Origin of the sequence: Peribacillus sp. Aquil_B1 (assembly GCF_022603275.1) — a bacterium.
Classification (GTDB): Bacteria; Bacillota; Bacilli; order Bacillales; family DSM-1321; genus Peribacillus.
Window position 1 is genome coordinate 295,923 of the sequence record NZ_JAKXEE010000003.1, and the last position, 21,193, is coordinate 317,115.

Annotated in this window: 19 protein-coding genes and 1 pseudogene; 5 read left to right on the forward strand and 15 right to left on the reverse strand. The window is 41.6% G+C overall.

The genetic code is table 11. From position 1 onward, the window contains the following. Window positions 1–13: 13 nt before the first annotated feature. The 8 genes from MPH60_RS19605 to MPH60_RS19640 all read right to left on the reverse strand — a co-directional run bounded on the left by MPH60_RS19605 (window position 14) and on the right by MPH60_RS19640 (window position 6,696). Entirely contained in the window at window positions 14–502 is a 489-nt protein-coding gene (locus tag MPH60_RS19605) for a flagellar protein FlgN (RefSeq protein WP_241593040.1), read from the reverse strand. A 77-nt stretch (window positions 503–579) separates the two neighbouring features. After that, on the reverse strand, window positions 580–843 hold the full coding sequence (gene flgM / locus MPH60_RS19610; protein ID WP_241593039.1) for a flagellar biosynthesis anti-sigma factor FlgM: 264 nt from the start codon (window positions 841–843) through the stop codon (window positions 580–582). Between the two features lie 218 nt (window positions 844–1,061). Further along, window positions 1,062–1,481, reverse strand: a complete 420-nt coding sequence (locus tag MPH60_RS19615) for a TIGR03826 family flagellar region protein (protein WP_241593038.1) — start codon at window positions 1,479–1,481, stop codon at window positions 1,062–1,064. Window positions 1,482–1,580: 99 nt separating this feature from the next. Continuing rightward, on the reverse strand, window positions 1,581–2,273 hold the full coding sequence (locus MPH60_RS19620) for a ComF family protein (protein ID WP_241593037.1): 693 nt from the start codon (window positions 2,271–2,273) through the stop codon (window positions 1,581–1,583). Further along, on the reverse strand, window positions 2,270–3,658 hold the full coding sequence (locus MPH60_RS19625) for a DEAD/DEAH box helicase (RefSeq protein WP_241593208.1): 1,389 nt from the start codon (window positions 3,656–3,658) through the stop codon (window positions 2,270–2,272). The genes MPH60_RS19620 and MPH60_RS19625 overlap by 4 nt, the downstream gene beginning before the upstream one ends. A 123-nt stretch (window positions 3,659–3,781) precedes the next feature. Next, a complete protein-coding gene (locus MPH60_RS19630; RefSeq protein ID WP_241593036.1) occupies window positions 3,782–4,624 on the reverse strand; it encodes a DegV family protein in 843 nt (280 codons plus the stop codon). A 193-nt stretch (window positions 4,625–4,817) separates the two neighbouring features. Continuing rightward, window positions 4,818–5,501 (reverse strand): response regulator transcription factor, encoded by a 684-nt coding sequence (locus tag MPH60_RS19635; RefSeq protein WP_241593035.1) that lies wholly within the window; start codon window positions 5,499–5,501, stop codon window positions 4,818–4,820. Between the two features lie 52 nt (window positions 5,502–5,553). Next, window positions 5,554–6,696, reverse strand: a complete 1,143-nt coding sequence (locus tag MPH60_RS19640) for a sensor histidine kinase (protein ID WP_241615858.1) — start codon at window positions 6,694–6,696, stop codon at window positions 5,554–5,556. Window positions 6,697–7,311: 615 nt separating this feature from the next. Between MPH60_RS19640 and MPH60_RS19645 the strand changes: the two genes are divergently transcribed. Together MPH60_RS19645 and MPH60_RS19650 are read left to right on the forward strand one after the other, a co-directional pair. Continuing rightward, window positions 7,312–7,947, forward strand: coding sequence for a YigZ family protein (locus MPH60_RS19645; protein WP_241594678.1), 636 nt, complete (start codon window positions 7,312–7,314; stop codon window positions 7,945–7,947). Window positions 7,948–8,125: 178 nt separating this feature from the next. Beyond that, window positions 8,126–9,148, forward strand: a complete 1,023-nt coding sequence (locus MPH60_RS19650; RefSeq protein WP_241594677.1) for an LCP family protein — start codon at window positions 8,126–8,128, stop codon at window positions 9,146–9,148. 158 nt (window positions 9,149–9,306) lie between these two features. Here the strand turns inward: MPH60_RS19650 and MPH60_RS19655 are convergent, their stop codons facing one another. The 3 genes from MPH60_RS19655 to MPH60_RS19665 all read right to left on the reverse strand — a co-directional run bounded on the left by MPH60_RS19655 (window position 9,307) and on the right by MPH60_RS19665 (window position 12,313). Continuing rightward, window positions 9,307–10,371, reverse strand: coding sequence for a glycosyltransferase family 4 protein (locus MPH60_RS19655; protein WP_241594676.1), 1,065 nt, complete (start codon window positions 10,369–10,371; stop codon window positions 9,307–9,309). Window positions 10,372–10,447: 76 nt separating this feature from the next. Next, window positions 10,448–11,551, reverse strand: coding sequence for a glycosyltransferase family 4 protein (locus MPH60_RS19660; protein WP_241594675.1), 1,104 nt, complete (start codon window positions 11,549–11,551; stop codon window positions 10,448–10,450). A gap of 18 nt (window positions 11,552–11,569) precedes the next feature. Next, window positions 11,570–12,313 (reverse strand): WecB/TagA/CpsF family glycosyltransferase, encoded by a 744-nt coding sequence (locus tag MPH60_RS19665; RefSeq protein WP_241594674.1) that lies wholly within the window; start codon window positions 12,311–12,313, stop codon window positions 11,570–11,572. A gap of 111 nt (window positions 12,314–12,424) precedes the next feature. On the opposite strand from MPH60_RS19665, the gene MPH60_RS19670 reads away from it, so the two are divergent. Genes MPH60_RS19670 through MPH60_RS19680 form a run of 3 tightly spaced genes read left to right on the forward strand, consistent with a single transcriptional unit; the run spans window position 12,425 to window position 16,577 of the window. Next, window positions 12,425–13,855 (forward strand): O-antigen ligase family protein, encoded by a 1,431-nt coding sequence (locus tag MPH60_RS19670; RefSeq protein WP_241594673.1) that lies wholly within the window; start codon window positions 12,425–12,427, stop codon window positions 13,853–13,855. Between the two features lie 4 nt (window positions 13,856–13,859). Next, window positions 13,860–15,386, forward strand: coding sequence for a murein biosynthesis integral membrane protein MurJ (murJ, locus tag MPH60_RS19675; RefSeq protein ID WP_241594672.1), 1,527 nt, complete (start codon window positions 13,860–13,862; stop codon window positions 15,384–15,386). A gap of 24 nt (window positions 15,387–15,410) precedes the next feature. Further along, window positions 15,411–16,577 (forward strand): glycosyltransferase family 4 protein, encoded by a 1,167-nt coding sequence (locus MPH60_RS19680; RefSeq protein ID WP_241594671.1) that lies wholly within the window; start codon window positions 15,411–15,413, stop codon window positions 16,575–16,577. Window positions 16,578–16,614: 37 nt separating this feature from the next. On the opposite strand, the gene tagH is transcribed toward MPH60_RS19680, so the two are convergent. The 4 genes and pseudogenes from tagH to MPH60_RS19700 form a co-directional block, all read right to left on the reverse strand. Continuing rightward, the gene (tagH, locus tag MPH60_RS19685; RefSeq protein WP_101223779.1) at window positions 16,615–17,412 is read right to left on the reverse strand and encodes a teichoic acids export ABC transporter ATP-binding subunit TagH; all 798 of its coding nucleotides are present in this window, start codon (window positions 17,410–17,412) and stop codon (window positions 16,615–16,617) included. Window positions 17,413–17,429: 17 nt separating this feature from the next. Then, entirely contained in the window at window positions 17,430–18,227 is a 798-nt protein-coding gene (locus tag MPH60_RS19690) for an ABC transporter permease (RefSeq protein ID WP_241594670.1), read from the reverse strand. Window positions 18,228–18,230: 3 nt separating this feature from the next. Then, a pseudogene (locus tag MPH60_RS19695) lies at window positions 18,231–19,436 on the reverse strand (CDP-glycerol glycerophosphotransferase family protein); the annotation flags it as partial. A gap of 140 nt (window positions 19,437–19,576) precedes the next feature. Then, window positions 19,577–21,115, reverse strand: coding sequence for a glycosyltransferase family 2 protein (locus tag MPH60_RS19700; protein ID WP_241594669.1), 1,539 nt, complete (start codon window positions 21,113–21,115; stop codon window positions 19,577–19,579). Window positions 21,116–21,193: the final 78 nt, after the last annotated feature.

Here is a 21,193-nt window from a genome sequence, read left to right on the forward strand (position 1 = left end):
CTTTTTCTGCTTATTATGCTTTGGAATCAAACATTCCCATGCCGATATTGGCCGTTTTCTTTACCGAATCCCCGTAATTCAGATTATGGTTCTGCGGCCTCAGCATATCCAAAGAGAGATTGATGAATTGAAGGGACTGATAGATCAATTGCTGATTTAAACCGTTCCGCTCCTTCAGCTTTGCCACCTCATCAATCAATTCCGCTTTTAGCCTTTCAAGGATTTCCGTTTCTTCTTGTCCCGTCAGTTCCGTTACGGTATGGATGGAGGAAGGCTGTCCCGCCGTTCCATTGGCTGCAAGGAATTCCTCGACTGCCCTTCCTCTTTCCTTATCCGTTTGACTGATCGCTTTAATATGCTTTTGTTCCGAAATCAGCAGGGCACTAATAGCCTCGGTATCATTTGCTTTCAAAATGGCCGTTTTTCTTATCGCCAATTGATTGAAGCTTTTATGAAGCTTTATCAATTTTTGAAGCGATTCGATAATGTTCCGTGCAGACATTTTGCTGCCTCCTCCACTCATAAATGAAGGACGGAAAATTACTCCGTCCACTTCATTCAAGCTTTTTCATTGAAAATTCATTTCCGGTAAAAATCGATGAGACCCTTAGCCGTTGCTTGTGCATTCAATTTATAATTTCCTTTTTCAACTTGGATTTTCAATTCGTCCACTTTCGCTTGTCTTGCAGCAAGAATCGGTGATGATTGCTGCATTTCTTTTGCCGCTGAAGAAATTTCAACTTTATCCGAGGATTTGACCTTGGTTTCTTTGATATTCCCCGTTTTATTGGCTTGAAGATTATAAGGGTTAACACCTGTCATACCGACGTTATTGATTTTCATATTCCAGATCCTCTCCTTCGGTCGATTTTATAAATCCCATAATGTTTCGATTCATTAACACATGAAATGGCTCTGGACTGTGTTATTCTCCCTATCGTTATTATCGACAAGGAATGGATTTCTTTAATTGTTTCGGGCAATCTTCCTTCGACACCCATTGTCGAATTTTGTTCTCAATATCGAATATTTTAACAAATACCGCGTCATGTTTCCATGATTTATCCTTTTTGATCATCCTTCATGTAGTAGGTATTTTTTTTATCATTTCCTTGAATTTCAGTCAGGCGCTTTTCCTCATTTTCAAATGCCTGCAAATCGGTACGCAGTGAATCGCTGCATCTACCGCATAGCCTTCCGCTATTGATGTTAGCGCCGCACTTTTCACATGGAATTCCCAGATTGGGAAACTGCGAAATTCTCAGCTTTCCTGTTCTCACAAACTTAATAATTAACGTTTCTTCAACGCCGGTGTCTTTAACCACCTGCATCATGGACGCCGTTCTATTTATTTTCTTGCGAATATATGCATACACTTTATCATATTGGGCTTCTTCTTCTTTATAACAGGCATCGCATACATCACGGAATTTCGTCAAAACGAATAACGAATTACAGCTTGGACAGTTGAATACTTCCATCGAGGCCCCTCCTTCACCATCACAGCGATTATTCTTCAGTACTGTATATATCGAATAATACCGGCGATACTTTAGGGATGTTCATTAAAATAAGCTGTTTCACCTAGCCAGGGTGATGGATGATACTTCTTTGGCCCCAGCCATTATTAAGGCTTTAGCTGCATGCCTGAGAGTTGTGCCTGTCGTGTAAATGTCATCGATGATCAAAATGGATTTATGCTCCAGCAAATCTGATTGCATGACCTGAAAAACCTGCGGTAATGACATTCTCTCTTGACGTGATTTTTTTGATTGTTTTTCCGTATGGATTCTTGTCAAAATCTCAACCGTCTGAAGTCCAAGAAGGTCTGCCAAGGCCTGTGCCTGGTTGAATCCCCGTTCCCTAAGCCGTTCACGACTAAGCGGGATGACCGTTACGAGGTCAACCTCCATGTCCTTTAACCCTTCTTTCAAAAAAGGGACGAAAACCTCAGCTAATGCATAATCCCCACGGTACTTATATTTAGCAATAATATCTTTTAAGTATTCATTATAATGAAATAGCGATATGTTCTTCGACAAATAGCCGCGCCATTCCTTATTCCTTTCCCACCTTGAACAATCCGGACAGAGGGCACCGGTAATATGAACCCCACCAAGCTCCCTTGAACACATTGTGCATGTTTCTCCGGTAATCCTATTAAGCCTCCCCTCACATCCTGCGCAGATTGCTCTTGACTCTACCTGCTTAAGCAAGCCCCTCCATGTCAACGCCCGCTTCATTACTTCATCACAAACAAGACATCTATTCATAAGAGCAGCCCCCTTTTCATGGCATCTTTATTCATCATTTGAATATGGTGAACCGCCTCGACCATCGCTTTACTTTTACCGTAATGAAAAAAGGTGATCGTCCCGGCAGGATTAGCAAAGCTTCTCCCTACCCTGCCGGCAATCTGAACGAGGGCACTATCAGAAAACACTTCATGTTCAGCACCGATCACGGCTACCTCCAGCCTCTCTATAGTCACGCCGCGTTCGAGGATGGTCGTGGTCAGTAATCCTGGCACCAATCCATGTCTTAGTGCCATTACTTTTTCCTTTCGATCAGGGTGCCGGGAGTGGACAATCGTTAATTCCGGGGACAGCATTTGAAACAGCGGAATGACCTGCTCCATCACTTCAATGCTTGGAAAAAATAAGAGGAAGGGGATGTTCCGCATAAGGCGTTCACTTACCCAGCCATTAATTTTGGAAGGAATCTTGTTTTGAAGAAAGAGTTTTTGCCAATTGCCGCTCCACTTCATTTCAGGGACAGGGATTGGCTGACGATGATAACGGGCCGGGATTATGACGGCTTTCAATTTACCGCTGCGGTATTGCCGCTGCATCCGTTTCGAAGGTGTGGCGGTCAAGTAGATGGTTGACGCAGAAACCTTTTTTGATTTATTGACCGCATAATGCAGCGAATCATCAATTGAGTAGGGAAACGCATCGACTTCATCAACGATGATGACATCGAAAGCTTCAATAAAACGAAAAAGCTGATGTGTCGTGGAAACGGTTAGTGGCGAAAATCCATGTCGATCGGCACTGCCGGCATAGAGGGTCGTGACTTCAATGGCAGGAAAAGCATTTTTTAACCTTGGGGATAGCTCGAGAACGACATCGGTCCGCGGTGTTGCCAAACAAATCCGTTTCCCTGCACGCAAGGCTGCCTCGATCGCCGGGAATAGGACCTCCGTCTTTCCGGCCCCGCATACAGCCCATACCAGGAGTTCACCTTTTCCGTTTACAGCTTCAACAACACGGTCGGAGGCAGTCTGTTGACCTTCCGATAAAGTGCCTTCCCATCTCATCAAAATGTCAGGAACCTTAAACTGAATGCCGGGTCCGGTCCACCTATATAACTTTGCACATTCACTGACCCGTCCCATCATGATGCATGAGCGGCAGTAAGTGCAATCTTGATCGCAAATCTTGCAAGGGAATGTATAAAACAACGTTTGATCTTTGTTACCGCAGCGCATACAGAGATAACTGCCGTTCACGGATTGCACGCCGCAAGTTTCCGAGACATACCCATTCTTGAGATGCTCTGTGAGGAGTTCTTGGGAGAAGGGGATTTCGATGGCCAAAAGATGTTTTCCGGCGAGATGGTTCTGAAGTTCCGGGGAATAAGGGGGGGAAATGTTCATTTGTTCCAAACTGCAACCTCCTTTTCTTGATAAATTACGCACCTCCTTATCATTCGCTTTTTACTCCCGGATTCCTTTTTGCTCCATGAAAAAACGCCTTTCCCTTTCGAAAGGCGTCACAACTTAAATTTTATACCAGCCCATCCCCATCGAGCCTTCGCCCAGATGCGTTCCGATTACTGGTCCAAAGTAGCTGATGTCGAACTCGACATTCGGGAACCGGGCTTCAAGTTCTGCTTTCCAGTCCTTTGCTTCACTTTCCCGTTTTGCATGAATGATGACAGCTTTATATTTCTCTCCGCTCGCCGCGTCTTCTCCAAGCATATCGGCAATCCGCTTCATCGCCTTTTTTCTTGTGCGGATTTTTTCGAATGGGACGATGACTTTATCTACAAAATGGAGAACCGGCTTCACTTGAAGCAAACTGCCAATCAATGCTTGGGCACTGCTTAAGCGTCCCCCGCGCTGCAGATGGGATAGGTCATCTGCCATGAAGTATGCCTTGACCGATGGCTTCATTTCTTCGAGCCTGGCTATGATTTCTTCTGCACCTTTACCATCAAGTGCCATCTTGGCCGCCTCGATCACGTAAAATCCCTGTACCATGCAGCTGATTTCCGAATCAAAAGCATGAACCTTAATTCCCTCGACCATTTCACCCGCCGATACCGCTCCTTGATACGTTCCGCTGATGCCGCTCGATAAATGAATGGAAATAACCTCATCATACTCTTTTTGCAGCTCCTCGAACTTCTCGACAAACTTCCCGATGGGAGGCTGTGAAGTGGTCGGCAATTTCTCCTGCCTCTTTACTTCCTCATAAAACTCATCCGCAGTAATATCAACTTCCTCCCGGTAAGCCTCATTGGAAAAAATGACATTCAGCGGCATCATATGTATATGTAAACGATCGCGCATTTCCTTAGGTATATATGCAGTGCTATCTGTTACGACTGCAGTTTTCATAAAAGTACCATCCTTATAAAAATTTACTTCGTATCATATTCACCATTCTATCTGAAAATGCCTTTATTTGCATTAAATTACTTTCTGAATTACCAAAAATATGAAACAACCCAGTCACCCTTCCAACAAAAAAAATCCAGCCCTTCAGCACGCATTGCGGAATCTGAAGAGCCGGACTTATCGATAGCTTTGATTACTTCACTTCTACCCAGCCGTTTTTAATGGCCAGGACAACCGCTTGTGTACGGTCATTCACATTCATCTTCTGAAGAATGTTACTTACATGGTTCTTGACTGTTTTTTCACTGATATATAGGGTTTCGCCGATGGCACGATTGCTTTTCCCATCCGCTAAAAGTTGAAGCACTTCACATTCGCGTCGAGTCAATAGGTGAAGCGGCCTCCTGATTTCTATTGTATGTACGGAATCACGATCAGCACCTTCTTCAGCTGCCAAGCGACGATATTCTTTAACTAAGTTATGGGTCACCTTCGGATGAAGATATGAGCCGCCTTCAGCAACTACACGCACAGCATCGATCAACGCATCTGCGTCCATTTCCTTCAACAGATATCCTGATGCTCCTGTTTTCAATGCGTGCTGTACGTAGTTTTCATCATCATGAATGGAAAGGATGATGACTTTTGTTTCAGGGTATCGGTTCACGAGCATTTTTGTCGCCTCGACCCCATTCATGTTCGGCATGTTGATATCCATGATGACAACATCAGGTTTATGTGTTTCAACGAGATCCATAGCTTCGCTTCCGTCATCACCCTCGGCAACAACATCAAAGGATGATTCAAAATCTAATATGCGCTTTACGCCTTCACGGAAAAGCTGATGGTCATCGATAATGATGATACTAGTCTTCAACGGCTTCTTCCTCCTAGTTTCTATTTAAAAAGTCTATTCTCTATAGTTTAGTTTATATATGGTAGGGAATTTGTATAAATACTAAAGTGCCTGCCCCTGGTTGTGAATCTATCGTCATTTCACCTTCCAGCAGCTCGACTCTTTCTCTCATTCCTACCAAGCCAAATGAACCTTCTTTTTGAATCGAAGAGTCAAATCCCTTTCCATCATCCTTGACGACGACGGTCACCATCTCCTTGGAAATGGACAGTTTAACTTGAATCTGTTTTGGTTCCGCATGCTTCAATGAATTTTGTACTGCCTCTTGAACCAGCCTGAATAAAGCGACCTCCATATCCGAAGGAAGCCTTTTGACCTGCCCAAGGTTGACGAAATTCAGATTTACGCCATTATTATAATCTTCGGTCGTTTGCAGGTACTTCCTGAGGGTAGGAACTAGTCCTAAATCATCAAGCGCCATAGGACGAAGGTCATAGATGATTCTGCGCACTTCATATAAAGCATTCCTTACCATGACCTTTAAACTGCGGATTTCCACTAACGCTTCATCAGGTCCTCTCTCCCGTTGCACTCGTTCTATCAGATCTGAGCGCATCATGACGTTTGCCAGCATTTGCGCCGGCCCATCATGAATTTCACGTGAGAGCTTTTTGCGTTCCTGCTCTTGGGCTTCGATTATTTTCAGGCCGAAGTCCTGTTTGCGTTTCGCTTCTTGAAGTGCTTCCCCGACAAATTTAAGATCCTGTGTCAAATAGTTCTGTACTACCGATATTTGCGAGACGAGATGCACCGCTTTATCGATCGTCTGCTGTAAACCCCTTAACCTTAACTCAAGCTCATCCCGGCGATTACGGAGCTCTTTCTCCAATTGCCGGTTAATTTGTAAATCGACTTGCAGCTTATGTGCCCTTTCATAAGCATCGCGCACCTGTTCTTCAGAAAAATGGTTGAAGTGCATACTGACTTCTGAAAGCCTTTTTCGAGCAAACCTGGCTTTTGAATCCAGTGCATCGCTGTCGGTTATCACAATGGCAACCCTGATTTTCACATCATCAAGCTCTTTTGATAATGACTCGAAATCCTTTCGGCATTGTTCGCCGATATCAAAGACTTCATCCTTACTTTCGCTAACAGTGCTCACCATTGTTTCTAAGATCTTGTCCAATGCTTTAGCATCAACCTTTTTTATGGACATTAAGATCCCTCCACTTAAATCAAAAGACTTAAACAATTTATTATCTTAAAGACTATGTATATGGAAAAAAGTGCTTTTCCTTTTTCATGAATGGTTAAATTTCAGGAAACTTTTATATGAAGTAACCTTCATGAACATATTGTACCAAAAATAGATTAAAAATACGTTAATTTCCTTTTATGATTTCCATAAAATGTACATATTTACTATACATCTCATTTTCCGGCCATTCAGTCTGCCTTTTAAAGGCAGAAAGCCATTTCTATTATCCTAATACATAATATCCTTTTCAATCAAATGGGATATTCCGCTAATTGATTATCATATGAAACTGATGCATTTATTAAATGGCAAATTCCTTGAAAAGAGAGGACACGTTAAGGTAAAGCCCGGATAATGGCACAGAACTCGTGTTTTTCCTACAATGTTATTCTTTTAAGCATATATGACCAGCTAATAACAATAACAGGCAATGAAATTAATTATAACACGTACAGCTTTATCTTATATTAAAGTTTCTTTACACATGCGGCTTGTAAATGAATCGTCATTGCCACTTTTTCCACAAAGCCTTATAATAAATCAACTAATAGGAAGTACGAAGGTGGAATAGCAATGCTGACTAAATATTTAACGGTGGCAGGTCGCGGCGAACATGAAATCGTCATTGAAAAATCCCGTTTTATTTCCCACATCGCCCGGGTCGAAACCGAGGATGCCGCACAGGCCTTTATCCAGGAAATCAAGAAAAAGCACAAAGATGCCACACATAATTGTTCAGCGTATATGATCGGGGAACAAAATCAAATCCAAAAAGCCCTCGACGATGGGGAACCAAGTGGAACGGCAGGCGTCCCTATCCTGGAAGTGCTTAAGAAAAAGGAACTGAAAGACACCGCAGTTGTGGTCACACGGTATTTTGGCGGCATTAAACTTGGTGCTGGCGGTCTCATTCGCGCATACAGCAAAGCGACTTCAGAAGGAATAAATACCACTGGTGTGGTCATTAGAAAACTAATGCGGGTCATTTCGACAACCGTCGACTATACCTGGCTTGGAAAATTGGAAAACGAATTGAGATCTTCCATTTACCAAATAAAAGAAATTCAGTACCTTGATCAGGTCAATATCCTTGTATATGTTGAGGAAACACAAAAAGAGACATATACCGCTTGGATTACAGAGCTGACAAATGGCCAGGGCCATATCACTGAGGAAGAAATGCTTTATTTGGAAGAGGAATTCGCCTGATATACTCCTGCATATTTTTCCTTTTTTATGCTGTAATATAATTGAAAAGAAATATTTATTTTACGAAATTATTAAATCATTGTAAAATTAGGTGTAATAAATGACGAAATATAAACTGCAGGATTCGAAAAATAGCGATATATGTCTGATGTTCGTTATTTAAAAGGAGAAGAAAAAGATGTCTACTACTAGGCGTGTTTATAAAATTAAAAAAACAAAGAAAAAAAGGCGAAAGAGGCTTTGGTTATTACTTGTTCCCCTGCTGGTACTAGGGCTCGGTGCTTCTACGTATGCTGCAACCCTGTATATGAAAGCCCAGAATGTATTCAATGATTCCTATGACCCTGTGGAAGCATCAGCAAAGCGAAGTGCAGCAATCGACCCGCTCGAAGATAATTTCTCCATTCTTTTCATTGGTATCGATGATAGCAAGGAACGTGATTTTAAAGGAAACTCACGCTCGGATGCTTTAATTCTGGCCACTTTCAATAAAGACCAGAAATCTATAAAACTACTAAGCATTCCCCGTGATTCCTATGTGTACGTGCCAGCCAAAGGCGTAACCACAAAAATCAACGCTGCTCATGCTGCCGGCGGACCGAAAGCGACGATGGACACTGTTGAGGAGTTACTCGATATCCCTGTCGATTATTATGTTCGCATGAACTTTAATGCTTTCATCGATGTCGTAGATTCATTGGACGGTATCGAAGTCGACGTACCTTATGAATTGAATGAAATGGATTCCAATGACAAGAAGAATGCCATCCATCTCGAAGAAGGATTACAGACTGTTAATGGTGAGGAAGCATTAGCGTTTGCACGGACACGTAAAAAGGACAGTGATATCCAACGTGGTGAGCGTCAGCAGGAAGTCCTGAAAGCGATCATCGCCAAAGCAACCTCAGCTGGATCACTAACGAAATATACGGACGTAATGGAAGCTGTCGGTGACAATATGACAACGAACCTTCAATTCTCACAAATGAGAGGCTTCATAAAATATGTAACTACCGATAAAGGCCTCAATCTTGAAACCATTAAACTTGAAGGTCAGGATTCTACCATTAGCGGAACCTATTATTATCAGCTGAACGAAACATCATTAGCGAACACTAAGCTGTTGCTTCAATCCCACTTGAACCTGGGGCCAGCTGAAGGCACCCAAACTGAAGCAGTTCAATCACAAATACAAGAATAAGGTGAACCCCCCACTGGTCAGTAGTGGGGGGTTCCTTTTTTGTTATCTTTGCGCCATCCATTTAGGAGCAAAAAAAAACACCAGCCGTTACAACTAAACGGCTGGTGGCTTTTTTCACTAGAAAAATTAGCTAATCTAGCAATCTATTTCCAAAATGATCATGGCTTGTTTTTAAAATTGAGCATCTTGAGCAAAGGCTGATAGTTTGAATTGACCAAACCAATTTTCTCCACAAAAATTTCTATGATCAGCAGGATTCCCGTTACTAGGATCAATGCACCCCACATCGTTGCAAATGAAAAGATTATGGCTGCTAAACCAAAGCAAGCAGCTAAAGCGTAGATGAGCAAGACAGTCTGTTTATGAGTGAATCCCAAATTTATTAAACAGTGATGTAAATGGGATTTATCAGCAGCCGAGATCGGCTGTTTATTGACGAGCCTGCGGATGATCGCGAAAAATGTATCCGAAATGGGAACACCCAAAATGATGATCGGTACGATCAATGAAATCATCGTAACGTTTTTAAACCCTAGCAGGGACAGGACGGCAATGATGTAACCTAAGAATAATGCGCCTGTATCTCCCATGAAAATCTTTGCCGGATGAAAGTTATATTTCAAAAAGCCAAGAGTGCTTCCAATCACGATCAATGCGACCATGGCAACAAATAGGTCCCCTTTAATGAGGGCCATTGTTGCAATTGTCACTAATGCGATCGTAGAGACACCGCCTGCAAGGCCATCCAGTCCATCTATCAGGTTGATTGCATTAATGATGCTGACAATCCACAAAATGGTGATCGGTATACTTAAAACACCAAATTCAAGTGTATCGGTAATGAACGGCAAATTAATGAATTCCACTTCAAGACCGCCCCATAATACGATGATGAGGGCAGCCAAAACCTGGCCCAGGAATTTGGGTGCGGCTCTTAATTCAAAAATATCATCTGCCATCCCGATCAAAATGATGACAAGGGCTCCCACCAGAAGGGGCAGTTGCTCCCCAAAATCATTCTTGAAAAGTAAATTCATGAAAAGTAAAAAGGTAATGAAAAAACTCAAAAATATAGCTAAACCGCCCATACGCGGCATAATTTTACTATGCACTTTTCGCTCATTCGGTTTATCGGTAGCTCCTAATTTAAAGGCCAGCTTTCCGACAAAAGGAGTCAAAAAAATGGATAATAAAAAGGATACCAACAAGGCCCCTATTAACATCAAGAACCACCTCAATTCAACTAAAAATCTAATACCCGTAACGATCTATAAGAAAACCTATATATAAATGCTTATTTTAATTTTTCATCCTCAAATAAACATTATATACGTTTTTGGCTAAAATCTCTATAGAAAAGTTGTTTTTTGCAAATTTTTGTAAATCCGACCCTATCTTTGTCAGGTCCCCGGATTTTTTTAATTTTAACGCATTGCAGATGGCCAATTTCAGCTGTTCGACATCGCCGATATCCGTAATCCAGCCTTTGCTTCGATCGGGAATCAATTCCTTTACACCGCCGACATCACTTGTGATTGCCGGAAGGCCCGATCTTGCTCCTTCAAGTAAAACCAGTGGAAAACTTTCACTTAAGGAAGTCAATAGTGTGATGTCTCCCAATGGGTAGATTCGATCTAAATCTTCACGATACCCTAAAAAGTGCACGTGATCGGATAATCCCTTTTCCGTGACCATCTCTTCCAAAGCCGATCTCCTGCTCCCGTCCCCTGCAAGCAGCAGCTTTACATGGGGAAATTCCGATACCACATCACGTAATGCCGCAAAAGCAAATTCATGACCTTTCACACGTTCAAGCCTTGCTGGCATGATGATGATGAAATCCTCTTGCCCAAACCCGAAATCTTCCCTTTGAAACGGGAAAGGCAATTCCTTTTCAAAGTCGATTCCGTTTAGGATCTTTGTTATTTTGGACGAATGGATTCCTTGGTCAATCAAGTCCTGCTTAAAGCGGTCGGAAACTGCCAGTATATGATCGGCATATTGAATTGACCTTACATGAAGGCCTGTGAAAATTTTCCCTTTTACTCCCTGCCCCAAAAAGTCATGATGGGGTGAACTGTGAACAGTAAGAAGCCAAGGGCATTTAAGGAGGCGCTTTATAAAGGCACCATATATATTCGCCCGCGGACCATGTGTATGGATGATGTCTATATTATTTAGACGGATAAAGTCCCGTAAAGGTTTCAAAATTGAAAGGTCATATTTGGAATGTTGCTTAAAAATTTTGGTTTGTATCCCGGAGGACATGGCCCGCCGGTAAAGTTCACCATCTTCAAATAAACCAAGCAAACACTCCTCTTTATTCAATTGGTTCAGTAAGGACATAATATGAAACATACCGCCGCCGGTTTCATTACCGGCGTTTAAATGCAAGATCCTCATCCAGTCCACTCCTTATGTTCAGGAACGCTGCACCGATTTCCTCAACCGCCTAACCTTTAATACGAATCTTGGCAGCGCAAGCATCCGTTTCCACCGTGAAGGTTGCTGGATAAGTCGGTACAACCATTCAAGACGCATCTTTTGCCAGAAAACCGGGGCGCGGTTCACTTTACCAGCAAGGACATCAAAGCTTCCCCCAACTCCCATGAATAACCCCTTATTGAATAATGCATAGTGCCTGGAAACCCACTTTTCCTGCCTAGGGAACCCCAATGCAGTCAAAATGATGTCAGGTTCAAGCTCCGCTATCGATTTAGACAGGGCATCATCCTTGATATCAATGTAACCATGGTTGTATCCGACCAACTCGAGAGCCGGGTATAATTCTTTTACTTTCAGGGCTGCCGCTTCAATCACGCTTTCCTCCGCTCCAAGCAGATATACCTTCAGCGCTTTTTCATCAGCGACCCGAAATAATTCATTCATCAAGTCGAATCCTGTAATCCGCTCTTGTAAAGGTTGATTTAGCCATTTAGAGGCCATAATAATACCAACGCCATCAGGAGTGATGTAATCAGCCGATAATATGATGTCTTTATAATCCTGATGTTCATTTGCATACTCAACTATTTCCGGATTTGCCGTAACGACAAACGTTTTTTCCTGATTCATCAATCTTGGATAGATCATTCCATTCATGAATTCATCCATATTGCTATCAATGAATGGTATGGATAGTATCTCAACAAACTCTTCTTTCATTTCACTTCAGCCTTTCATATGTACTATACATCTAAAGGGTGGGGTATTATTCAAGAAATTTTTTCATACACATCATAGAACGTGATTTTTGATTCAAAGGTGGTTAATCAATTGAAGTTTATCGAAAAACAATCGTTACCCATTCTATTACTGTGCCTGCTCGTCCCATCGGCAGTGCCCCACCCTATCGCCGGTTACATGACAACGGCGCTGATGCTCTTTTTTATCGGTATAAATAAAAAAAACCTGTTATTAATTCTATTCATTTATTTCCCTGCCCGTCCCTTATTGATGGAACTAAATAGCGGCTTAACCTATACAGGTGACCTGATCATCCTCACCCTATTCATTTCTTTGCTTATTGAAAGTTTCAAAAAGAACGAATGGCAATTTTCGAAATATCATTTTACTGCGCCATTTTGGTTGTTTTGTTTAATCGGCGCCGCAGCTGCGCTCATGAACGGAGTGGGAGTCCTCCCCATCCTATTTGAACTTCGTGCATTGCTTATTACATTCTTGCTTCTTTACATTATCGGTGAATTAAATCTAGAAAGAAAGGATATCTTTCGCTTTTTGAAGGTTATCCTAATATTTACAATGTTACTTTGCCTGCATGGCATAGTGGAGAAAATCTTTTTACGCACGCTCCTGCTTCCACACTCATGGGAAATGTGGAATCTTTCTGCAACAAACCGGATGAGGATTTATGGAGCACCTGCCAATCCCAATGTATTCGCCTTATTCTTAAGCATCCAGTTATTCCTTAGTTTCTTTCTATTTCAGTCGCTGAAAAAATATAAATGGCTCGTTTTTCTCGCTGCCATCCTGCTTTCCGGAACATTACTGCTTACCTATTCACGGGGCACGATGATTGCATTCGGATTCGCGGCGCTTGTCTTTATAATATGGACCAGAAATAAACCATTTCTCAAATATGCTGTAGGAGCATTTTGTCTCGGACTGCTTCTTATTTATTACCCAGTTTTATTTGCATCAAGTAAAGTGGAGGTATCCGCATCGATTCCAATGGAAAATGTGATAATCGGAAGCACCCCTTCTACTGAACACGAACATGCCCTCTCCAATCGTTTTTCAGATATGTTCTCTGATAAGACTCTGCACCAGAGTACAGAGTGGGGCCGTTTATATGTCCTGATCAAGGGAATTGAAATTTTCAAAGATCACCCGATAATCGGCACCGGGTTAGCAACCTTCGGAGATTCTGCCACATTATCCTTTTCCTCACCAATTTATCAGGAATACCAAATTGGTGAAAGGATGTATACCGATAATCAATATATCCAGATTCTAGTACAAACTGGTGTACTGGGCTTCCTTGCGGTTCTTGCATTCATCTTTTTCACCTTCCGGAAAATCCTGAAATCGGGAAAAGGCACTTTAGCGGCGTTCACCATCTGCCTGATGTTGGCCGCATTATTAGCAGGACTTTTCTACAATATACTCGAAGATAAAACGTTTACGCTGATATTTTATAGTTGTTTGGGATTCTGTTTACAGAAGGACATCATTTTAAAGGATTGAAAATATGCCTACTCTTTCAAATGTCATTAAATCGGTCGGGCTCGTCACCATTATTGCAGCCATTGGAAAAGTCCTCGGATTCGGGCGGGAATCGATCATAGCCGCCTATTTCGGGGCATCATCCATGGCAGATGTTTTTTTCGTGGCAAGCCTCATACCAACCATTCTTTTTACGGCTCTCGGCAGCGGTCTACAGGCCGGCGTTATTCCTATTTACTTGGAAAAGAAAGCGGATAACCCAAAGAAAGCGGATGAATTCATCAGTGTTTTAGGTTCTTTCTTTATGTTGGTTGCCGCAGTCCTGACCATTGCCTGCATGATTTTCATAAAGCCGCTCGTCATGTTGACAGCCCCGGGTTTCTCTGATTCGGAGCTTGTCCTGACGGAGTCACTGACCCGGATCATGCTGCCAAGTTTACTATTCTTCACGCTTTCTTACATGGCGACGGGGGTCCTCAATGCGAATAAGCGCTTTATTCTGCCGGCCCTCACTTCAACTGCACAAAACACGGTCATTATCGCAGCCACCGTATTGTTCGCTGCTCCCTTTGGGATTGAAGGATTGGCTTGGGGGTTTGTGTTCGGAGCAGCAAGCCAGTTCCTTATTCAATACCCATCATTGAAGCAGTACGGAATCCGGCCCATCGTCTCTTTCCTGCCTCATAAACGGCAGATTGCACAAACACTGTACACCTTTTATCCAATCATTATCGCCGCTTTGGCGATCCAGTTGAATAGTGTCGTCGATCGGATTATTGCGACTTCGCTCGAAACCGGAAGCGTATCGGCCCTGAACTATGCAAATCGCCTGCTGTGGCTGCCATTAAGTATTGTCCTCACGCCGTTGATTACCGTATTGTACCCTTCAATCGTCGAGCGCGCGCTTATAGGCTATCAATCTTTCCTTAATTTGACCTTAAAGGGGTTGAAATCGCTGTTATTTTTAGCGATTCCGTTCATGGTCGTCATGTTAATCAGCGGAAACAGCTTAATCACTCTTGCTTTCCAACGCGGGGCTTTCGATGCTTCAGCAACCGAAATGACTTATAGGGCATTCCTCTTTTATTCAGCTTGCCTCCCGTTCTTTGCACTGAGGGATTATTTGATGAACGCCTTCTACGCCTTGAAGAAGACGAAAGTGGCGATGTATTCCTGCCTGATTGCCGTATTGCTTAACATCCTGCTCAGCTGGGTCCTATCACGTTATCTCGGCGTCGGTGGAATCGCTTTAGCATCGGGTATTTCCATGCTCCTGCAATCTCTCTACCTTTTCGTCTACCTATGGCTGAAGACAGCAAGAGCGGACAAGGCCGCTTTCAGGGATGTTTTTCAGGAAAGCAGCAAGCTTACCATCATCGGAACCGTCGTTTACGGAATGTCTCTATGGATCCACCCGTATACCCTAAAGTTGCCCATCATTTTGGAAGTAGTGATCATCTCGCTGCTGGTATTCGGATTATATCTCGCATTATCCATTCTTTTTAAAGTAAGCAGCCTGCAAGCGCTGAAAAGGATCAGATCATCAAATTAATACATTAGAAGAAGGAGTGCCACTATGGACATTTTAATCACAACGATTTTCAACTACCCTCATGAAGGAGGGCTATCGAGTCATATCACTACATTAAAGAAGGGGTTAATGTCACGGGGCCATAATGTGGACATATTATCTTTCTCTCAATTACCCCCTTTCAAGAGGAAGATGCTCGCCCAGGCCCCAGGATTTTTATTAAATAAAGTAAAACAGGGGAGCGGCCAGCTTTTCAATGACCGGCAACGCCAAAAATTATTGGCTTCATCTATTAAAGCCTTGAAAAAGAACTATGATGTCATTAATGCTCAAGACATTTTCGCAACGCTGGCCTCCATCGAATCCGGGATACCGACGGTGCAAACCGTCCATGGGTATTATTCATTCGAGGCAGTCAGCAGGGGCGCCCTTCTTCCGGACAGTGAAGAAGATTTGATTATTCGCGAACTAGAAAGAAAAGCTTATCAGTCCGCTGCAAAAGTAGTGACGGTCGATCAAAGGATCAAAGACTATATCAATCATTTGGCACATATAGAGGCGGATACGATCAAGAACTTCATTGACGTGTCTGCTTTCAAACCGGAAAGAGCAAAACGGGAGCAAACTCGCCGGGACTTTCAAATACCGCTACATAAAAAGATGCTTTTCGTTCCGAGAAGAATGACGGAAAAGAACGGTGTCATCTACCCGCTTCTTGCTCTGCCGGAGGTGCTGGAAAACCATCCTGAAACAGTATTGGTTTATGCAGGTACGGGTGAACAGCGAAGCCGGCTTGAGGAAACCGCGGCCAGGCTCAAAATATCAGATTCCGTACTTTTTCTCGGTTCAGTTCCGTTCGAGAAAATGCATAACCTCTATGAAGCATCGGACGTCGTACTCATCCCAAGTGTTCATTCCCACGGGGTGGAAGAAGCGACTTCCATTTCTGCTTTAGAAGCGATGAGTTGCCGCTCACCCGTCATTGCAAGTTCAATCGGAGGTTTAAAAGAGATTCTCATTGATGGTGAAGATGGTCTGTTAGTAGCCGAAAAAAATGAAGAAGCACTTGCACAATCCATCTCCAAACTGCTTAATGACCCTGAATATGCAACAAAGTTAGCTGCAAAGGCAAGATATAAAATGGAGAGCGAATACTCCCACCTTTCAGCTGCCGAGCGGTTTGAGAAAGCTTATGATGAAGTGCTTAACTAAAAAAAGCAGACCCGAAGCACGGGTCTGCTTTTCACTTTCATACTAGTGCGGAACTGCGCCTTTTCATTTGTTCTTCACGATATTTTTTCTGTTCTTGTTTAGACATGGCGTTATATTCTTTTAAAAATGCTTCATATTGCGGCATTACTTCGTTCATGGCACCGTAGGCCTTTAGCTCTCCATATTCAAGCCATAAAGCCTTTTGGCAAAATTTCTTCATCTGACCGATTGAATGGCTGACAAAGAACATCGTTTTGCCCTTTGCCTTAAATTCGTTCATTTTCTCTAAACACTTCTCAGCAAAGTTTTTATCCCCGACTGATAAAGCTTCATCAATAATCAGGATATCTGGATCGATATGCACGGAAATGGAAAAACCAAGCCTGGACTTCATGCCGCTTGAGTAGGATTTCACCGGTTGGTCAATGAACTTCCCAAGTTCCGAAAACTCAATGATCTCAGGCTCAAGTTCTTTGATCCGATTCTTATCGAAACCGAGCATCAGCATTTTCAGTTCGATGTTTTCTCTGCCCGTCAACTGATTATTCAGACCCGAAGCAACGGCAATCAAAGCCGTTTTCCCGTTAGTTTGGACATTTCCGTCCGTAGGCGGGATAATGCCTGCAATAATATTGGACAATGTGGATTTCCCTGACCCGTTGACCCCGACAAACCCTATTACATCTCCCTTTTCTGCTTCAAAACTTACATTCCTCAGAGCAAAGTACTCTTCCCCATAGCTTTTGGGCAAAAGGAGATCCAATAATTTTTCCGAGTTTTTATTATATAATTTATATTTTTTCGTTATATCTTTAACAATTACCGATTTTTCCAACTTTTCTCACTTCCAGTTTACTTAAAGTCAACAAAGCGATCTCTAAACCTGACATGCAGCGAGGAACCTATCAAAAACAAGATGATAACGACTGCCCAGAAATAAAGCGTATATTCCCAATGCGCTATTAGATACCATGATTCCCCCAACAATGAAGCCCGATACCCTTCCACAATATAATATAGCGGATTCAGCTTCATGAAGTTTAGTATGATAGGGTGCTCCTTAGCATCCAACACCCAAAGGATTGGTGTTAAATAAAACAAGACTTTCATTAAGGACACGATTATATTATGAACGTCACGAATGATGGTTGATAATGTTGAAGTGATTAACCCAATTGAAAATAACAGCAAGACCGTCGCGGCAACATAATACGGCAGTTGTATGATATAAACTGTTGGAAGGTAACCAGTAAAACCTAATAGGATGATGATGACTCCCAGCAGCATGAGATGCTGATACAACTTAGCAAAGATGACATACGATGGAATGACACTCATTGGGAAGCTCATCTTGGATACCATATTCAGTCGGGAATAGACGGATTTGGACGTTTGGGTTATCGAAGGATTCACAAAGAACCAGACAACGATCCCTGCCATAAGCCATGGAAGGAAATTTTCCCCGCGATTTAAGATTATAAATCCGAATACAAACCAATAAATCGCAATCTGTATCATCGGATTGATGATTTCCCATAAGATTCCCAGGTAGTTACTGCTGTTGGCACTTTTCATCTCATAAACAGATAAACGCCTTACCAAATAAAAATTATTGATTTGTTCCTTTAAAACGGTCAAAGCTGAACTCATAAATTACACAGACCTTCCTAAAAACACTTTTTCTACGACACGGCGTGAAGCCTGGCCATCTTCGAGTGCACAAAACCGCTCGTGAAAATGATTGATATCATTGGTATTTTCATATTTCATCGTCTTGATACTATCAATGACCGCATCAGATGTTTTGACTAACAAACCAGGTGCACTCTTTTCGAAATCAAAGTAAAACCCGCGAAGCTTGTCCCTGTAATTTTCAATATCATATACATAGAAAAGCATCGGACGCTGTAAATTTGCGTAATCAAAGAATACGGAGGAATAATCAGTTATTAATAAATCCGAAATAAGATACAAATGACTAATATCTTCGTAACTGGATAAATCATAGGCGAATCCTTGATACGCCGATAAATCCAAGTTCTCGGAAACCAAGTAATGAAGACGGAGCAAAATGACATACTCCTCCCCCAACTCCTGTTTCATTCGATTCAGATCGAGTTTTATTTCAAACTTATATTTTCCTTTGCTATAAAACTCATCGTCCCTCCAAGTTGGGGCATATAAAACGATTCTTTTCTCTATTGGTATACCCAACTTCTGTTTCAATGAGTCGATTGTATCACGATTATTCCCATTGTAAAGTATATCATTGCGAGGATAACCGGTTTCCAGAATTTTAGCAGTATCGACATTGAAGGCACGGGCAAAAATTTCACTTGAATAAGCGTTAGGTGATATTAAATAATCCCATTTACTTGATTCGGCATGAAAGTTTTCTTTATATTTATCCGTCGTTGTTCCAGGCATATGAACTTCATTCATATCCGCCGCAAGTTTTTTTAATGGAGTCCCATGCCATGTTTGCAAATAGACCGTATGCTTCGGCTTCGGGATCCAAAGCGGGAGCCTGCTGTTCGTAACCCAATAACGGGCTCTTGTCATTTTGAGCAGCCAACTAAATGAAAAACGGTTGAGATATGGAATGCCCGCCTCTTCGAAATGAGCTGTATACTTTTTATCTACGCTCCAATACATTTTATATTCAGGATGGTTACTCTGCAAGTATTCATAAATCGCCCGGGGATTGCAGCTATACTGCTTGCCCAAAAAGCTCTCAAAAATAACAAGCTTCCGGTCTACCGGCAATACCATGCCTGCCAATCCAAAAGCCATTTTATATCCTCTTAAAATAATTGCTTTAACCTTATTTTTAACAAGCGATAGAAAGGAAGGTCTCTTTGAGGTTTGTATTTTTTCATTTGACATATCCGATCTCCCTTTTTATTGATTAATGATAAGTGAACATTGCTAAAAAATCGAATTAAAAATAAGCTCGCCCATATAGAAGGGAGAGCTTATTTTTGGTGTACTTCTAACAGCTACTCCAAAGACTTAATTGCCAGTCCCAAATTATTTGCCACTGTTGTATAAAACTCCACATTTTTCTTATTATACGTCATCTTATTTTTCAGGATCCTTTTAATATTCACCAATTGATAATCATTGTAGCGAATGAACACCGTAAATAAGGACTTTTCCATTTTATCAATTTCATCTAATGAAACAGTGAAATGGCCTCTATTACCTTCTATTTGAACCCCGCAATTGATTTCATTGTCAATTCTTGTTCTATCACGTATCAATACAGAATCTATGTTGTTTATATCATCACCATAAATCTCAAAACTTTGGTGGTAGACATTATCCAAAATATAAGAATCCAGTGCACGGGCAAGCATCGGTATCCTGACAAAGCGATATTCATCTTCCAGAAATGGAAGTTCATAATATGGTAAACCATCTTTTATATAATACTTTTTATTGGCATCTCGCTTTAACCATTCAAACAACTTTACGAAATCATCAATACGATCCTCCATGAATAATTCAAGTGCCAATTTATAAATAGGTACTTTAAATTCATTCTTGAAGTCATATGACAAGTTTTTCGCAGTTTCGACAGCTTCCCTTAATATTTCTATAAAATCTTCTTTATTCTTGGATTTCACAAAGATTTGACTGTCGAACGTTTTTACAATATCGTACTCATAAATCCGGTTAAGAGCCACCTTTTTCAATTCAATGGCAATATCCTTGGATTGAATATACTTTATTATTTCAATATCCGCTTTTCTTTTGTCCAGCACATTCGTGACACGTGTTAAAGAAGAGGGGTTTTCCGACGTTCTATTGACATAATAAATAGGTTTTTTAGTAGTTGATACTGCTCTAACTTTAAAGAAAACATCAGTAAAAAACCATTTATCTTCACCGAATTTCATATTCGGAAAACCAATTTCATTTTCTTTAACCATAGACAGATTCATCATCCTGGCCGTTGGACCCATATGATAAAAAAAGTGCGGAACATCCATTGGCGTGATGCTTCTTCTTTCTTTAATGGAAGCAAACTCACCGATAACGCTCTCTGACCCAGATTCGACTTTTACCGTTTTGCCCACTACATAATCATCACCGGTTTCCTCCAGGATGTTATAGAGGCTTTCCAGTCCATCCTGTGCCAGCCAGTCATCCGCGTCCAAAAAAGTTATATATTTGGATGTTCCCAATTCTATTCCAATGTTTCTCGGAGTCCCGGGTGACCCATTATTTTGTTTTAGGGTAACTGAACAGATATTCTTATATTTGGCTGTATACTCTTGAATGATTTTATTTGTGCCATCTGTCGAACAATCATCAATGATGATATATTCAATCTGATCTATACCCATGGTTTGATTGATCACTGATTCAATCGTTTTCCTGATGAATTTTTCAGCATTATATGCAGCAGTGACAACCGTAACTTTTTTTCCTTTTCCTAAAAATTTATTTCTTAAGCTTACAGGGCTATTTTTCAATTGAATATTACCGCTCTTTAAAAGTTCCCTCGCTTTTTGACGTACCAAGAAATTCATACGATTCCTCTCTCCTTTTATGTCTAGAGGTAACATTGACGTTCGACTTGGGCAGCCAAATTCACCAGTTACTTAAGC

Coding starts and splice junctions, on each gene's coding strand:
- MPH60_RS19605 (WP_241593040.1), bottom strand. CDS start 502: ATGTCTGCACGGAACATTATCGAATCGCTTCAAAAATTGATAAAGCTT.
- flgM (WP_241593039.1), bottom strand. CDS start 843: ATGAAAATCAATAACGTCGGTATGACAGGTGTTAACCCTTATAATCTT.
- MPH60_RS19615 (WP_241593038.1), bottom strand. CDS start 1,481: ATGGAAGTATTCAACTGTCCAAGCTGTAATTCGTTATTCGTTTTGACG.
- MPH60_RS19620 (WP_241593037.1), bottom strand. CDS start 2,273: ATGAATAGATGTCTTGTTTGTGATGAAGTAATGAAGCGGGCGTTGACA.
- MPH60_RS19625 (WP_241593208.1), bottom strand. CDS start 3,658: ATGAACATTTCCCCCCCTTATTCCCCGGAACTTCAGAACCATCTCGCC.
- MPH60_RS19630 (WP_241593036.1), bottom strand. CDS start 4,624: ATGAAAACTGCAGTCGTAACAGATAGCACTGCATATATACCTAAGGAA.
- MPH60_RS19640 (WP_241615858.1), bottom strand. CDS start 6,696: ATGTCCATAAAAAAGGTTGATGCTAAAGCATTGGACAAGATCTTAGAA.
- MPH60_RS19645 (WP_241594678.1), top strand. CDS start 7,312: ATGCTGACTAAATATTTAACGGTGGCAGGTCGCGGCGAACATGAAATC.
- MPH60_RS19650 (WP_241594677.1), top strand. CDS start 8,126: ATGTCTACTACTAGGCGTGTTTATAAAATTAAAAAAACAAAGAAAAAA.
- MPH60_RS19655 (WP_241594676.1), bottom strand. CDS start 10,371: ATGTTAATAGGGGCCTTGTTGGTATCCTTTTTATTATCCATTTTTTTG.
- MPH60_RS19660 (WP_241594675.1), bottom strand. CDS start 11,551: ATGAGGATCTTGCATTTAAACGCCGGTAATGAAACCGGCGGCGGTATG.
- MPH60_RS19665 (WP_241594674.1), bottom strand. CDS start 12,313: ATGAAAGAAGAGTTTGTTGAGATACTATCCATACCATTCATTGATAGC.
- murJ (WP_241594672.1), top strand. CDS start 13,860: ATGCCTACTCTTTCAAATGTCATTAAATCGGTCGGGCTCGTCACCATT.
- MPH60_RS19680 (WP_241594671.1), top strand. CDS start 15,411: ATGGACATTTTAATCACAACGATTTTCAACTACCCTCATGAAGGAGGG.
- MPH60_RS19690 (WP_241594670.1), bottom strand. CDS start 18,227: ATGAGTTCAGCTTTGACCGTTTTAAAGGAACAAATCAATAATTTTTAT.
- MPH60_RS19700 (WP_241594669.1), bottom strand. CDS start 21,115: ATGAATTTCTTGGTACGTCAAAAAGCGAGGGAACTTTTAAAGAGCGGT.